13 protein-coding genes and 1 pseudogene are annotated in these 13,948 nt (G+C 66.0%); 9 read left to right on the forward strand and 5 right to left on the reverse strand.

Features of this window, described 5'->3' with window-relative positions; genetic code table 11:
* The first annotated feature begins 51 nt into the window (after positions 1–51).
* The 4 genes from purF (at position 52) to EN786_RS05915 (ending at position 3,382) form a co-directional block, all read left to right on the forward strand.
* Positions 52–1,533 (forward strand): amidophosphoribosyltransferase, encoded by a 1,482-nt coding sequence (purF, locus tag EN786_RS05900; protein WP_127287302.1) that lies wholly within the window; start codon positions 52–54, stop codon positions 1,531–1,533.
* Positions 1,534–1,560: 27 nt separating this feature from the next.
* Entirely contained in the window at positions 1,561–2,316 is a 756-nt protein-coding gene (locus EN786_RS05905) for an SDR family NAD(P)-dependent oxidoreductase (RefSeq protein WP_127310954.1), read from the forward strand.
* Between the two features lie 76 nt (positions 2,317–2,392).
* A complete protein-coding gene (locus tag EN786_RS05910) occupies positions 2,393–3,025 on the forward strand; it encodes a hypothetical protein (protein WP_127392711.1) in 633 nt (210 codons plus the stop codon).
* A 135-nt stretch (positions 3,026–3,160) separates the two neighbouring features.
* The gene (locus tag EN786_RS05915; protein ID WP_127286733.1) at positions 3,161–3,382 is read left to right on the forward strand and encodes a hypothetical protein; all 222 of its coding nucleotides are present in this window, start codon (positions 3,161–3,163) and stop codon (positions 3,380–3,382) included.
* Between the two features lie 2 nt (positions 3,383–3,384).
* Here the strand turns inward: EN786_RS05915 and EN786_RS05920 are convergent, their stop codons facing one another.
* A complete protein-coding gene (locus EN786_RS05920; RefSeq protein WP_127286734.1) occupies positions 3,385–3,891 on the reverse strand; it encodes an OsmC family protein in 507 nt (168 codons plus the stop codon).
* A gap of 163 nt (positions 3,892–4,054) precedes the next feature.
* On the opposite strand from EN786_RS05920, the gene EN786_RS05925 reads away from it, so the two are divergent.
* Complete coding sequence (locus EN786_RS05925; RefSeq protein WP_127311709.1) at positions 4,055–5,566, forward strand: peptidase S10; 1,512 nt, start codon at positions 4,055–4,057, stop codon at positions 5,564–5,566.
* Positions 5,567–5,576: 10 nt separating this feature from the next.
* On the opposite strand, the gene EN786_RS05930 is transcribed toward EN786_RS05925, so the two are convergent.
* Positions 5,577–6,008, reverse strand: coding sequence for a nuclear transport factor 2 family protein (locus EN786_RS05930; protein ID WP_127286736.1), 432 nt, complete (start codon positions 6,006–6,008; stop codon positions 5,577–5,579).
* A 303-nt stretch (positions 6,009–6,311) separates the two neighbouring features.
* On the opposite strand from EN786_RS05930, the pseudogene EN786_RS05935 reads away from it, so the two are divergent.
* Both EN786_RS05935 and EN786_RS05940 read left to right on the forward strand, forming a co-directional pair.
* Positions 6,312–7,198 (forward strand): annotated as a pseudogene (locus tag EN786_RS05935) (DMT family transporter).
* 48 nt (positions 7,199–7,246) lie between these two features.
* Positions 7,247–8,161: a DMT family transporter gene (locus tag EN786_RS05940; RefSeq protein WP_245509040.1), complete on the forward strand. Its 915-nt coding sequence runs from the start codon at positions 7,247–7,249 to the stop codon at positions 8,159–8,161.
* A 139-nt stretch (positions 8,162–8,300) separates the two neighbouring features.
* Here EN786_RS05940 and EN786_RS05945 read toward each other — a convergent pair whose 3' ends face one another.
* Positions 8,301–9,158 (reverse strand): LysR substrate-binding domain-containing protein, encoded by an 858-nt coding sequence (locus EN786_RS05945; RefSeq protein ID WP_135908065.1) that lies wholly within the window; start codon positions 9,156–9,158, stop codon positions 8,301–8,303.
* Between the two features lie 114 nt (positions 9,159–9,272).
* Here EN786_RS05945 and EN786_RS05950 point away from each other — a divergent pair, with 114 nt between their 5' ends.
* Entirely contained in the window at positions 9,273–9,680 is a 408-nt protein-coding gene (locus EN786_RS05950; protein WP_127310845.1) for a 4-oxalocrotonate tautomerase family protein, read from the forward strand.
* 306 nt (positions 9,681–9,986) lie between these two features.
* Positions 9,987–12,209 (forward strand): AMP-binding protein, encoded by a 2,223-nt coding sequence (locus tag EN786_RS05955; RefSeq protein WP_127310846.1) that lies wholly within the window; start codon positions 9,987–9,989, stop codon positions 12,207–12,209.
* 106 nt (positions 12,210–12,315) lie between these two features.
* Here EN786_RS05955 and EN786_RS05960 read toward each other — a convergent pair whose 3' ends face one another.
* On the reverse strand, positions 12,316–13,062 hold the full coding sequence (locus EN786_RS05960) for a phosphatidylcholine/phosphatidylserine synthase (RefSeq protein ID WP_245478351.1): 747 nt from the start codon (positions 13,060–13,062) through the stop codon (positions 12,316–12,318).
* Between the two features lie 75 nt (positions 13,063–13,137).
* Positions 13,138–13,836: a phosphatidylserine decarboxylase gene (locus EN786_RS05965; RefSeq protein WP_127284289.1), complete on the reverse strand. Its 699-nt coding sequence runs from the start codon at positions 13,834–13,836 to the stop codon at positions 13,138–13,140.
* Positions 13,837–13,948 lie beyond the last annotated feature (112 nt).

Here is a 13,948-nt window from a genome sequence, read left to right on the forward strand (position 1 = left end):
TTTCGACGAGCGATCGCCTTATATGGCGATTTTAGCGGAGCTTGAGCCCCCATGGCAGTTTCGAAGGCAGACGCAGGCGACGTGCTTTCCGCCGAGGCCGACGACCATTTCCACGACGAGTGCGGCGTGTTCGGCATTTTCGGCCGGCAGGATGCGGCGGCGATCGTCACACTCGGCTTGCACGCGCTGCAGCATCGCGGCCAGGAAGCCGCCGGCATCGTCTCTTATGACGGCAGTCAGTTCCATGTCGAGCGCCATGTCGGCCTGATCGGCGACACCTTCACCAAGCAGCGCGTCATCGACAGCCTGCAGGGCAATCGCGCCATCGGCCACACCCGCTACGCCACCACCGGCGGCGCCGGCCTGCGCAACATCCAGCCCTTCTTCGCCGAGCTCGCCGAGGGCGGCCTCGCCGTCGCCCACAACGGCAACCTCACCAATGCGCTGACCGTGCAGCGCGCGCTGCAGAAGCAGGGCTCGATCTTTTCCTCGACCTCCGACACCGAGACGCTGCTGCACCTGGTCGCCACCAGCAAGGAGCGTGACCTGAATTCGCGCTTCATCGACGCGGTGCGCCAGGTCGAAGGCGCCTTCTCGCTTGTCGCCATGACGGCCAAGAAAATGATCGGCTGCCGCGACCCGCTGGGCATCCGCCCGCTCGTGCTGGGCGACCTCGATGGCGCCTGGATCCTCGCCTCCGAGACCTGCGCGCTCGACATCATCGGCGCCCGCTTCGTGCGCGACCTGAAGCCCGGCGAGATGGTCGTCATCACCTCCAAGGGCATTGAGAGCCTGTTCCCGTTCGAACCGCAGAAGACCCGCTTCTGCATCTTCGAATATGTCTACTTCGCGCGGCCGGATTCCTCGGTCGAAGGCCGCAACGTCTATGAGGTGCGCAAGCGCATCGGCGCCGAACTGGCGCAGGAAAACCCGGTCGAGGCCGACATCGTGGTGCCCGTGCCGGATTCCGGCACGCCGGCCGCGATCGGTTTCTCCCAGGCCGCCGGCATCCCCTTCGAGCTTGGCATCATCCGCAACCACTATGTCGGCCGCACCTTCATCCAGCCCGGCGATTCGATCCGCCATATGGGCGTCAAGCTCAAGCACAACGCCAACCGCCGCATGATCGAGGGCAAGCGCGTGGTTCTGGTCGACGATTCGATAGTGCGCGGCACCACCAGCCAGAAGATCGTGCAGATGGTGCGCGACGCCGGCGCCAAGGAAGTGCATATGCGCATCGCCTCGCCGCCGACCAGCGCGTCGTGCTTCTATGGCGTCGACACGCCGGAGAAGTCGAAGCTGCTCGCCTCGCGCATGTCGGTCGAGGAGATGGCCGAATTCATCCGTGTCGATTCCCTCGGCTTCCTGTCGATCGACGGGCTCTACCGCGCCGTCGGCGAGGCCGGGCGCGACAACGACCAGCCGCAGTTCTGCGACGCCTGCTTCACCGGCCAGTACCCGACGCGCCTGCTCGACTTCGAAGGCCACGACAATGTGCGCACGCTGTCGCTGCTGGCGACAAGCGGAGCGTAGGCCGGACCACCTCACGGAAGCTCTCGCATGACCCTCGACCTCTCCGGCCGCCTGGCGGTCGTCACCGGCGCTTCGCGCGGCATCGGCTATTTCATGGCCAAGGAACTGGCTGCCGCCGGCGCGCATGTGATCGCGGTCGCACGCACAGTCGGCGGGCTCGAGGAGCTCGACGATGCGATCAAGGCCGAGCACGCCAGGACCGGCAAGGGCGAGGCCACGCTGGTGCCGCTCGACCTTGCCGACATGGCCGGCATCGACCGGCTGGGCGGCGCCATCCACGAGCGCTGGGGCAAGCTCGACATCCTCGTGGCGAACGCCGCCGTGCTCGGCGTCATCACGCCGATCGGCCATGTCGAAGCCAAGACCTTCGAGAAGGTGATGACCATCAACGTCACCTCGACCTGGCGGTTGATCCGTTCGGTCGATCCGCTGCTGCGTCTTTCCGACGCCGGCCGCGCCATCATCATGTCCTCCAACGCGGCACACTCGGCGCGCGCCTTCTGGGCGCCTTACGCTGCTTCAAAGGCGGCGGTCGAGACGATGATGCGCTCCTGGGCGCATGAGACGCAGGGCCTGCCGCTCAGGGTCAACGCGGCCGATCCCGGCGCCACCCGCACCGCCATGCGCGCGCAGGTCGCGCCGGGCGAGGATCCGGAGACCTTGCCGCATCCGTCCGAGATCGCCAGGCGCATCGTGCCGCTGGCCAGCCCGGAACTGAAGGAAACCGGCCTGATCTTCCAGGCCAAGCACAACCGCTTCGTCACCTACCGGCAACCGGAATAAACCGAGCTCGAGACGGATTAAATACGCCTGCGGCAACGTTCTTCGAATGTAGAACATTCGAAACCGGAGGACCGCCATGCGTAGACTTATTCTCGTTGCCGCCGCCGCACTTACCGCCGCTACCGCCGGCACGGCGCTGTCGCAAGACGCAAAGATGAGTTTCTTCGTCACCAGTGTCGGCTCCGGCAAGGGCGCCGATCTCGGTGGGCTGAAGGGCGCCGACGCGCACTGCGCGTCGCTGGCGGAGGCAGCCGGCGTCAAGGGCAAGACCTGGCATGCCTACCTGTCGACCGGCGCCGAGGATGCGCGCGACCGCATCGGCAAGGGTCCGTGGGTCAACGCCAAGGGCGTCAAGATCGCCGACGATGTCGCCTCGCTGCATGGCGATGCAAACGCCATCAGCAAGGAGACGGCGCTCAACGAGAAGGGCGAGGTGGTCAACGGCCGCGGCGACAAGCCGAACCGCCATGACGTGCTGACCGGCTCGAAACCCGACGGCACGAAGATCGCCGACCAGACCTGCGGCGACTGGACGATGAGCGGCGCGGAGGGGGTGGCCATGATGGGCCATCACGACCGCACCGGGCTCGACGATTCGGCAGCCGCCAAGTCATGGAATTCCTCGCATGCCTCGCGTGGCGGCTGCAGCCAGGAGGCGCTGAAGGGCACCGGCGGCGACGGCCTGTTCTATTGCTTCGCCGTCGAATGACCGCTGGAGAGCGGGGCTGACATCACGCGGCTGTGATGTCGCGCGCATGCACCGCAGGCCGGGCGAGCTTTCACCGCTCGCCCGGAGTTGCTAGGATCGGCCGACTCTCCCACACCAACATAGTGAGGAATTCCCATGGCTGCTCCCAGCGTAGCATTGGTCTGGTATCTGGTGATCGCCGGCCCACAGGGCGGCATGGTGGTGCTGCCCAGCACCTTCGACACCCGCGAACAGTGCACCAACGCCGTCACCGAATACCAGAAGCAGCCGACCCCTCAGGGATGGGCGGTGCAGTGCGTGCCGAGCGCCTCGCCGTTCACCGACGAAGGGGATGCCGAAGAGCCTTCGGCACAGTAGCTTCAGCGCCGTGCGCTGACCGTCAGTTGCGGCTTGTTGCTGATGGTCTGGAACACCACACAATAGCGTTCGGTGAGTTTGAGCAGCGAATCGATACGCTCCTGCGGCTCGTCGGTGTCGAGATCGAAACTGAGCCGGATTTCGCGGAAGCCGACCGGTGCGTCCCTGGCGACGCCCAGCGTGCCGCGAAAGTCGAGATCCCCCTCCGCCTGCACGGTGGCATTGCCAAGCTTGAACTCCAGCGCCGTCGCCACCGCCTTCAGGGTAACGCCGGCGCAAGCGACCAGCGCCTCCAGCAGCATGTCGCCGGAGCAGAGCTCGAGCCCGGAGCCGCCGGTCGCCGGATGAAGGCCGGCGATGGCCAGCGCCCTGCCCGTCTCGACCTTGCAGGCGATCGACTGGTCGTCGACTGAGCCCCTTGCCCTAAGCGTGATCAGCGCGCGCGAGGCATCCTCTCGATAGGCGTCCTTCAGCGGCGCCTGCATGGCCTTGAGTGCGGTCGCGTCCATTTGCGCTCCTTTCGATATTCTTTGGTGGTTGATAGCACATTATTCCAGCTTGGGTTCCTTTCCCCCGCCCTAGGCGAGGCGAGGAACCCAAGTGTCGAGACGCCCCCTTTGACTTCGACAGGCTCAGCCATACCTATGCGGAAGTCGTTCCCGCGGAGGCGTCATGCGGTTCAAGCTGAAACTCGTTCCCCTCGCCCTGCTGTTGCTTGCCGCGTTCGCGCCGGCTGGTCTCGCCGAAACGCCGGAACGGCCGGCGCCCGCGGGCGGCGTGCTGTCGCTCCTGCCACAGCCGCAGACGACGAACCACTCGATCACCATCGCCGGGCGCAAGCTGGACTATCAGGCTAAGGCCGCCACCCTGTCGCTGCTCTCCGGCAAGGGCGATGTCACAGCCGAGATCTTCTACGTCGCCTACACGCTGCGGCCATCGGAGGGCGAGGCGAAGGCTGCCCCTCGCCCCATCACCTTCGTGTTCAACGGCGGGCCGGGCGCGGCCTCCGCCTATCTGCATCTCGGCGCGCTCGGGCCGCGCGTCGTCATGACCGGTGCAGCTGGAGAATTCCTGCCCTCACCGCAAAAGCTCATCGACAATCCCGACAGCTGGCTCGACATGACCGACCTCGTCTTCGTCGATCCGGTCGGGACCGGCTACAGCCGCGAGGCGCCCGGCCAGGACACGCACGATTTCTGGGGCGTCAGCCAGGACGCCAGCTCGATCGGCGCCTTCATCCGGCTCTATCTCGCCCAGAACGGCCGCACCGGGTCGCCGCTTTTCCTTGCCGGGGAAAGCTATGGCGGGTTCCGTGCGGCGCTGCTTGCCCGCACGCTGCAGGAGGATGTCGGCATCAGCCCGAACGGCATCGTGCTGATCTCTCCGGCGCTGGAGTTCATGCTGGTGCAGCCGGACGAATTCGAGCCGCTGCACTGGGCGCTCGAACTGCCCTCGCTGGCGGCGGTGCGCCTCAGCAGCGAAGGCGTCAGCGGGGATGCGTTGCGGGAAAGGCTCGCCGAGGTCGAGCATTATGCCATGGGCGACTACCTCACCGCTTTGACCAGCGGGCTGGAACAAGGCGGAAAGCTGGCGAGCCAGCGCGTGGCTGATATCACCGGACTGCCGCTCGAGCTCGTCCAGCACAATTTCGCCCGCGTCCCGACCGGCCTGTTCGCGCGAGAATTCGCCCGCGCCAAAGGCAAGGTGCTGAGCCCGTATGACGGCATGATCGGCACGGCCGACATCGCGCCAGAGAGCGGACGCATCGCAGGACCCGATCCCGTGCTCGACCGCAGTGTGCCGGCGCTGACCTCGGCCTTCGTCGGCTATGTCCGCGACGAGCTCAATTTCCACACCGACATCAGCTACCGGCTGCTCAATGGCGAGGTCACCCACAATTGGGACTACGGCACCTCGCGGCAAGGCTATGCCGGCGTGATGGATGATCTGCAGCGGGCGCGTTCACTCAACCCCGCGCTCGGCGTCGTCATCGTCAACGGCTACACCGACCTCGTCACGCCCTATCTCGCCTCGCGTTATCTGGTGAATCAGGTTCCGCCGCTTTCCGACGCAAAGCCTATCCGCCTCGATGTCGTCGAGGGCGGCCACATGATGTATTTCAGGGCGGACGGAAGGCGAGCGCTGAAGGAGGCGGCCGCGGAGCTTTATCAGGCAACGCAGTGAGGCCTGCGGCTCACGAACAGGTTTCGCTGCCGGCCGTTGACGGACGGCGCCCGGAAAGGGCTTCGACCGCGTCTTCGATGCCGACAGGCTGCCTCTCGACGTCCTCCAGATACAGTCGCCCGCTTACGATCCGATCGTCGACGATCTCGAACAGGGTGACCCCGCGCACCTCGAAGGGTTTTCCGTCGCGGCGAGTGCCGGACCAATGCCATTCGGTCCAGGTCGTGTCGCCGTCCCGGACCGAGCGCATGACCGTCGCATGGAAGTCAGGTATCCCTGCGAACATGGCCTCCCAGTTGGCGCGCATCTGGTCGCGGCCAACGAAGGCTCTGCCCGGGTGCGTCGGCTGTTCGCTTCGATAGTTCTCGTGGATGAGAGCGGCGACAGCGTCGAGCTGATGCGCGTTCATCGCCCTCACCAGTCGATCGATCACGTCAGTCATCGAAGCTTCCGGACCTATGCAGCGCACGCATTGGCGCGCCTCTCCATAGTCCACTGCCGGGGTCAGCCGCGCCGATCAATCCGCGAGTTGCAAAATTACCTGAACGGGCGATGACCGTCCAGCATTGCAAGACGTCGAACATCCGTGTGCCGCAAGCGTCAGGTGAATGCAGGCCGCCAGGCCTGTGCCCCAACGCAAGGCCGGAGCTGGCGTAGCGCCGTGCGGGCCATCGCCCGTATAGGCTGATCCTGTTGGGCCAAGGGGTTTGGCTCAATGCAAGCAACGTCCGCAAAGCGGTGCCGCATGGCCGATGTCGCCATTCTCGATAGCCGCGAAAGGGTGCTGGCCGGCATCCTCCTGACCGGCGGCGCCTATTTCCTGTTTTCGGCGCAGGACGCAGCGATCAAGCTGCTGGTCGTCGGCATCAGCGTCTGGCAGATCATGTTCTTCCGCTCGGTCACCATCCTTGCCGCCTGCGCGGCGATCGGCGGGCGGCGCCTGTTCACCGATACTGCGCGCTCGCCCATCGTGCGGCCGATGCTGGTGCGCAGCGCCTTCACGCTGGCGGCCTGGCTTTGCTACTACAATGCCGCCCGCACCCTGCAGCTCGCCGAGCTCACCACCATCTACTATGCCGCTCCGATCATCGTCACCGTGCTGTCGGTGTTCATGCTTGGCGAGAAGGTGCCGCTGCTGCGCTGGCTGGCGGTGCTGATCGGCTTTGCCGGCGTATTCGTCGCCTGCGATCCGACCCATCTCGGCATCTCGCTGCCGATGGTCCTGGTGCTGGCCGCGGCCCTGCTTTGGGGCATCGCCGTCGTGCTTTTGCGCAAGATAGCGATGCAGAGCGCACGACGATCCAGCTCGTGCTCAACAATTTCTACTTCCTGCTCTTCTCCGTGGCGCCGGCGCTGATCTGGTGGCGGACGCCCGACGGCGGCCAGTTGCTGCTTCTGGCCAGCGTCGGTGCGCTCGGCGGCATGGCGCAGTATCTTCTGTTCGAAGGCATGAAAAGGGCGCCGGTGTCGATCGTGGCGCCGTTCGAGTACACGTCGCTGGTCTGGGCCTTCGCGCTCGGCTTCGCCATCTGGGGCGACGTGCCGCGCCGCGAGGTGTTCCTTGGGGCGGCGCTGATCGTCGCCGCCGGCCTGCTCGTCATCGGCAACGAGCATTTCCGCAAACGGCTCTAGCATGACAACTGACGGAACCATGCCGGTAGGGCGACGTAGACTGAGGACATGACCGATTCCCTCGAGATGACTGATACATTGGCCGATGGCGCGACGAGCGCCGCCGAGCGAACCTTGGGCATCGTCCTGGTGTCGGCTTCCGCCGTCGTGTTCGGCCTCACCGGCGTGCTGACAAAATCGATCCACGCCGATCCGCTGACGATCACCTGCTGGCGCGGTTTCGTCGGCTCGATCCTGATCACGCTTTATGTGCTGTGGCGGCGGCGCCGCTCCGGCGGGCGCGAAAGCCTGCGGCTCGGCTGGCGCGGCTGGCTGCTGGCGCTGGAAGGCGCAGCCGCCAGCATCGCCTTCATCGCGGCGTTCAAATTCACCTATGTCGCCAATGTCGCCGTCATCTACGCGACCTCGCCTTTCATCGCCGCATTGCTCGCCTTCCTGCTGGTGCGGGAAAAATTCCGGCTGCAGACGATGCTTGCCGCCGCCGTGTCGCTGTGCGGCGTCGGCATCATGGTGTGGTCGGGCTTCGGCACCGGCCATCTCTTCGGCGATGGGCTGGCGCTGCTGATGACAACCGGCAGCGCGCTCTACATGATCATGGTGCGCGCCTTCCGCGACACGCCTGTTGTGTGGGCTGGCGCGGTGTCGGCCTTCCTTCTGTTCGTCCTCGGCTGGTTCGTCACAGATCCGCTGGCGGTCTCGGCACGGGATGCGCTGCTGCTGGCCACGTTCGGCGGCTCCTTCGCGCTGGCGTCGATCCTGTGGACGGAAGGTTCGCGGCTGATCCCGGCGTCCGAATCAGGCCTGCTCGGCTCGGCCGAAGTGCCGTTCGCGATCGCGTTCGCTTTCCTGTTCCTCGGCGAGATCCCGCCGGCCGCCAGCATAATCGGTGGCGCGATCGTGCTTTGCGCGGTGTTTGCCCATGCCGGGCGCGACTGGCTGGCGGCAGGGCGCGCGGCCAACTGAAAAATATTTTTCGGGTCATGGAACCATCATCGGGCCCGCGCATTGTTGCTGTGGCGGATCACCCCCAAGTCCCCCCAAACCCCTCGATCCGCCCTCCTTAGAAGCCGACCGCAAGGTCGGCTTTTTCTTTGCGCGGCGATCAGGCTGCGGACGATGCCAGACCGGCGCTCAAAAGCGTCGCCAGATCGCGCGCCGGCCGCCCGGCGTTCTGACCCAGCCGGATGGCGAACTCGGCGGTCGGAACCGGCGGCAGCGCAAACTCGCGCGGGGCTTCGACGATGCCGGAATGGGCAAAGCGCGCCGTGCGCAAGGTCAGCGCGATGCCGGCATTGACCGCCGTGCGCACTCCGGCAAGGCTGGCGCTGCCGGCGGCGATGCGGTAGCGGCGGCCCGCCGCGTCGAGGGCGGCGAGCGCCGCTTCGCGAAAGCCGCACTGCGGGTCGAGCAGCGCCAGCGGCAAGACGTCTTCGCGCGCGGCGAGCCCCTTCTGCGAGCAGAGCCAGAGCATCGGCTCGCCGATCACGGCAACCTCGTCGGGGCCCGGTGACTGGCGCATGGTGATCGCCAGATCGAGATCGCCGGCCTGCAGCGCCTGTCCGAGCTCGATGGAGCGGCCGACGCGCAATTCGATCCGGACGCGCGGATGGCTGACGGCGAAGGCGCGCAGCAGTTCCGGCAGGCCGCGATCAGCGAAATCCTGCGTCGTGCCGACGGCGAGGCGGCCGTCGGCACGCGCGCCCTTCAGCGCCAGCAAGGCCTCGGTGTGGACGGCGAGGATGCGCCTGGCATGGCCGACCAGATCCTCGCCGGCCGGCGTCAAGCCGCGCCCCCTGCCCTGGGGAGCAAGCAGCGGTTCGCCGACGATCTCCTCCAACCGCTGCATCTGCGCCGTCACCGCCGAAGGCGAGCGGCCGACGGTGGAAGCCGCCTTCGCCAGCGAACCGCCATCGACGAAAGCAAGGAAGGTTTTGAGAAGGTCTGGGTCGAGCGTCTGCATAGTTCGATGATATCGAATCTTTTCTTCAAAACAATTCGATTTTTTTGATTCGAGGCTCGTGACATGGTTTCTTCCAAGGGCGAGGAAGCGCCGCTCACAACGAGGAGAAAGAAAATGCCGATCATCAATGTCAGCGTCACCGGCAAGCCCGACGCCGCACTCTCTGCCGCCATCGCCAGGGAGGTGACCGAGCTCACCGCGACGCATCTGCGCAAGGATCCGACCATCACCGCGGTCGCGATCAGCTATTTCGATCCCCAGCACTGGTTCGCCGGCGGCAAGTCGCTCGCAGAGCACGGCACCAACACCTTCTGGCTCGACATCAAAGTGGTGGACGGCACCAACACCAAGCTGGAGCTCGAGGCCTATCTCAAGGCGATCTTCGCCGCCTTCGGCCGCCTGCTGGGTGGCGTCCACGAAGAAAGCTATGCCTTCGTGCATGAAGTGCCGGCAGCCGCCTATGGCTATGGCGGCAAGACGCAGGAGTTCCGCTTCATCAGCGGGAGGTTGAACGCGGCGTAAAGTGCGCTCCCCCTTCTCCCCCTTGTGGGGAGCAGGTGGACCGGCGCGTAGCGCCGAGACGGATGTGGGTGTTGGAAGAAACTCGACCTCGAAAACTCCAATGCTTTTAGGCACCTACATCTTCAAAACAGTGATCCGTCCAACACCCCTCATCCGACCGAGCTTCGCTCGGCCACCTTCTCCCACAAGGAGAGAAGGCTAGAGGGCACTCAGTCCACATTGACGTCGCCCCCACTTCCGCTACCCTCTGGCGCCGAAGCGGCCACTCAAGAGCCGCGACGTGGAGGACGTTGGGAGAGCGCGGCAATGATCCTGACCCTGGCGCTGCTTGCAGGCCTCGTCGCGGCCTGGCTTTTGATCGGCGTGCTGGAATCGGTGCGCCTCGGCCTGCGTTTCACGCAGGCGTTGCTCTATGTGCCGTTCAAGCTCGCCTACCGCATCGCCGACGAGCGCATCCGCATCGCCCGCAATGCCAAGGCACCGGTCATCTACGTGATTTCGCACCAGTCGCGCATCGAGCCGGCGCTGATGCTGTCGCTGCTGCCGGACGACACGCTGCACATCCTCGACGACGCCTCGGCGCGCTCGCCCTGGCTGGAGCCATGGCGCGAGCTTGGCCGCACCATCGCCTTCAACGCCGAGCATGTCTTCGTCAGCCGGCGGCTGGTACGGGTCTTGAAAGGCAAGGGCAAGCTTGCCGTCTACCTGCCCGATGCGGTCGAGCCTGATATCAAATCGTTCCGCCTGTTCCGCGCCATTACCCGCATCGCCATGCAGGCCGACGCCAGCATCGTGCCGATCTTCGTCGCCCGCGCCCGCGACCTGCCGGCATCGCTGACCCCGGCCGACAGGGCGCCGCGCCACTGGTTTCCGCGCCTTTCGGTGAGCGTGCTGGAGCCGATGACGATTGCCGAGCTGGCGGCGCGCAATCCCGACCAGGCCTCCAACACCAACGCGCTGTTCGACCGCTTCGCGGAAGCCAGGCTGTTCGGCACCAATCTCGACCGCGGCCTGTTCCTCGCCATTCGCGACGCGGCAACCAGGGTCGGCGCCTCGCATCCGATCATCGAGGACGTCATCTCGGGCGCGCTGAGCTACCGCAAGATGTTCATCGGCGCGCGCGTCCTGGGGCGCCGCTTCGAAGCGGTGACGGCGCCGGGCGAGGCGGTCGGCCTGCTGCTGCCCAACGCCAATGGCGTGGTGCTGTCCTTCGTCGGCCTGATCTCGGCCGGCCGGGTTGCGGCGATGATCAACTACACGGCGGGACCGGCGAGCGTCACCGCCGCCGTGCGTACCGCCGTCATCAGAACGGTCGTGTCGTCCCGCGCCTTCATCGAGAAGGCTGGGCTCGCCGACATCGTCGAGGCGGTCGAGGCAGGTGGCGCCAGGCTGCTGTGGCTGGAGGATGTGCGCCAGAGCGTGACGATGCTGGACAAGCTCGCCGCCGCCCTCTTGTGGCGCTTTCCGCTGCGGCCACAGGATGCGGCGAAGCCGGCGGTGATCCTGTTCACCTCAGGCTCGGAGGGCACGCCCAAGGCCGTCGTGCTGTCGCACAAGAGCCTCTACGCCAACGCCATGCAGGCCGAGGCCCGCATCACCATCTCGCCCGCCGACATCCTGCTCAACGTGCTGCCGGTGTTCCACTCGTTCGGACTGACCGGCGGCACCATCCTGCCGCTGGTCACCGGCGTGAAGCTGTTCCTCTACCCGTCCCCTCTCCACTACAAGATCATCCCCGAGATCGCGCGCAAGGTCAGGCCGACCATCATGTTCGGCACCGACACCTTCCTCGCCAACTATGCGCGCACCGCCAAGGATGGCGATTTCTCCAGCCTGCGCTTCGTCGTCGCCGGCGCCGAGGCGGTGAAGCCGGAGACGCGCCGTGTCTACCGCGAGCGCTTCGACGCATCGATCATCGAGGGCTTCGGCCTCACCGAGGCCGCTCCGGTCGTCGCCGTGAACACCGCCATCCATGGCCGCGACGGCACGGTCGGGCGGGCTCTGCCGGCCATCCGCATGAAGCTCGAGCCGGTCGAAGGCATCGACGACGCCGGCCGGCTTTGGCTCGACGGGCCGAACATGATGATGGGCTACATGACCGCCGACCGGCCGGGCGAGTTGCAGCCGCTCGATGGCTGGCACGATACCGGCGACATCGTCTCGATCGACCGCGACGGCTTCATCACCATTCGCGGGCGCGCCAAGCGCTTCGCCAAGATCGCCGGCGAAATGGTGTCGCTGGGCGCCGTCGAGATGCTGGTGCAGTCGCTGTGGCCGGAGGAACGGCATGCCGCCGTGGCGGTGCCGGACAAGAGGCGCGGCGAGCGTATCGTGCTGGTGACCACGGCCGATGACGCCAGCGCGGAGGAACTGCGTGCCTTCGGCAAGAAGGCGGGCGCGGCCGAGCTGATGGTGCCAAACGACATCGTCAAGGTGGAGGAGATCCCGGTGCTGGGCTCGGGCAAGACAGACTATGTCTCGACCCGCAGGCTGGCGATCGACCGGCTGGGGCTGAGCGCGGCGGCGTAGCGTGCTAGAGCGGTTCAGCGTTTCATGGAACCGCCGACCCGCTCTAACTATTTGTTTCTACGCGATTCCGGACGGAAAACCGTTACACACTTTTCCTGGAATTGCTCTAGCCGATATCCGACGGCGGCACCTTCTCGCCTTCGCGCATGGCGCGCTTGGAATAGGCGCGCACGGAAAACGGCAGGAAGACGAGATAGCCGGCGACCGAGGCGGTCAGCGTGTACCAGGGATAGGTCATCAAAAGCAGGACGTAGAGCACGACGGCAAGGATCACCGGAAGCACCTTGTCGCCCGGCACCTTGATGCTCTTGCCAGAATGGACCGGCAGCCGGCTGACCAGCAGGAAGGCGACGAGTACGGTGAAGCCGGTGGCGACAAAGGCGGCGAGACGGGTCGGCTCGAGTCCCAGCCGCAGGAAATAGAGGTAGAGCGGCAGCATCACCAGCACCGCGCCCGCCGGCGCCGGCACGCCGACGAAATATTCGCTCTGCCACAGCGGCCGGTCGGCCTTCTCATCATCCAGCACATTGAAGCGGGCGAGCCGCAGGCCGCAGGCGATGGTGAACAGAAGTGCCGCGATCCAGCCGAACGAGCCGGCCTGGTCGAGCAGGAAGGCATAGAGCACCAGCGCCGGCGCCACGCCGAAATTGACGATGTCGGCCAGCGAATCCATCTGCGCGCCGAATTTCGAGGTCGCCTTCAGCATTCGCGCCAGGCGGCCGTCGATGCCGTCGAGGAAGGCGGCGAGCAGCACCATCACCACCGCCGGCTCGAAGCGGTCCTGGAAGCCGAAGCGAATGCCGGAGAGGCCGGCGCAGATGGCAAGCACGGTGACCAGGTTGGGCAGCACCATGCGCATCGGGATTTCACGGATGCGCGGACCGCCGCTGGCATGCGCCTCGAATTTCTTGAAGGGCGCGCCCACGGCTCAGGAAATCCTGACCAGCGGCGTCACCGCCGCGCCGCCGAATTCGGCCAGCACCGTCTCGCCGCCGACGGCCGTCTGGCCGACGGCGACGCGCGGCACGGCGTTCAGCGGCAGGAAGACGTCGACGCGCGAGCCGAAGCGGATCAGACCGAAGCGCTCGCCGATGGCGATCGATCCGCCGGCCTCGGCCCAGCAGACGATGCGCCGCGCCACCAGGCCGGCGATCTGCACGGCGGCGACGGTGCCGTTGGGGCTATCGATGACCAGCCCGTTGCGCTCGTTCTCCGAGCTTGCCTTGTCGAGCTCGGCGTTGAGGAATTTTCCGGGCCGGTGCTCGATCCTGGCGATCCGGCCACGCACCGGGGCGCGGTTCACATGGCAGGAAAAGACGTTCATGAACACCGAGATGCGGGTCATCTCGCCGGAGCCGAGACCAAGCTCGCGCGGCGGCACGGCGGGGCCGACCGCCGAGATGACGCCGTCGGCCGGACTCACCACCAGCCGGTCGTCGACCGGGGTGACGCGCTCGGGATCGCGGTAGAAATAGATGCACCAGGCGGTGAGGATCAGCCCGATCCAGAACAGGATCGAGGAGAAGTAACCCAGAAAAAGCGTGCCCGCGGCAAAAGCGGCAATGAAGGGATAGCCCTCGCGATGGATCGGAACGAGCGTATTCTTGATCGTATCGACGATGCTCATGGGATGGGGGCAGTCCCTGTTTCAGGTCCGGCCTCAATAGCCGAAAGCCCCCCTGCCCGCAACGCAACAATGGGCGAGGCTGGGCTGGTCACCGGAGACATGCATTTTTTTG

Source organism: Mesorhizobium sp. M4B.F.Ca.ET.143.01.1.1 (assembly GCF_004792275.1).
GTDB lineage: Bacteria > Pseudomonadota > Alphaproteobacteria > Rhizobiales > Rhizobiaceae > Mesorhizobium > Mesorhizobium abyssinicae.

Bases quoted from the DNA above. Each gene is read 5' to 3' on its own strand.
- purF (WP_127287302.1), top strand. From the start codon at position 52: ATGGCAGTTTCGAAGGCAGACGCAGGCGACGTGCTTTCCGCCGAGGCC.
- EN786_RS05905 (WP_127310954.1), top strand. From the start codon at position 1,561: ATGACCCTCGACCTCTCCGGCCGCCTGGCGGTCGTCACCGGCGCTTCG.
- EN786_RS05910 (WP_127392711.1), top strand. From the start codon at position 2,393: ATGCGTAGACTTATTCTCGTTGCCGCCGCCGCACTTACCGCCGCTACC.
- EN786_RS05915 (WP_127286733.1), top strand. From the start codon at position 3,161: ATGGCTGCTCCCAGCGTAGCATTGGTCTGGTATCTGGTGATCGCCGGC.
- EN786_RS05920 (WP_127286734.1), bottom strand. From the start codon at position 3,891: ATGGACGCGACCGCACTCAAGGCCATGCAGGCGCCGCTGAAGGACGCC.
- EN786_RS05925 (WP_127311709.1), top strand. From the start codon at position 4,055: ATGCGGTTCAAGCTGAAACTCGTTCCCCTCGCCCTGCTGTTGCTTGCC.
- EN786_RS05930 (WP_127286736.1), bottom strand. From the start codon at position 6,008: ATGACTGACGTGATCGATCGACTGGTGAGGGCGATGAACGCGCATCAG.
- EN786_RS05940 (WP_245509040.1), top strand. From the start codon at position 7,247: ATGACCGATTCCCTCGAGATGACTGATACATTGGCCGATGGCGCGACG.
- EN786_RS05945 (WP_135908065.1), bottom strand. From the start codon at position 9,158: ATGCAGACGCTCGACCCAGACCTTCTCAAAACCTTCCTTGCTTTCGTC.
- EN786_RS05950 (WP_127310845.1), top strand. From the start codon at position 9,273: ATGCCGATCATCAATGTCAGCGTCACCGGCAAGCCCGACGCCGCACTC.
- EN786_RS05955 (WP_127310846.1), top strand. From the start codon at position 9,987: ATGATCCTGACCCTGGCGCTGCTTGCAGGCCTCGTCGCGGCCTGGCTT.
- EN786_RS05960 (WP_245478351.1), bottom strand. From the start codon at position 13,062: ATGGTGCTGCCCAACCTGGTCACCGTGCTTGCCATCTGCGCCGGCCTC.
- EN786_RS05965 (WP_127284289.1), bottom strand. From the start codon at position 13,836: ATGAGCATCGTCGATACGATCAAGAATACGCTCGTTCCGATCCATCGC.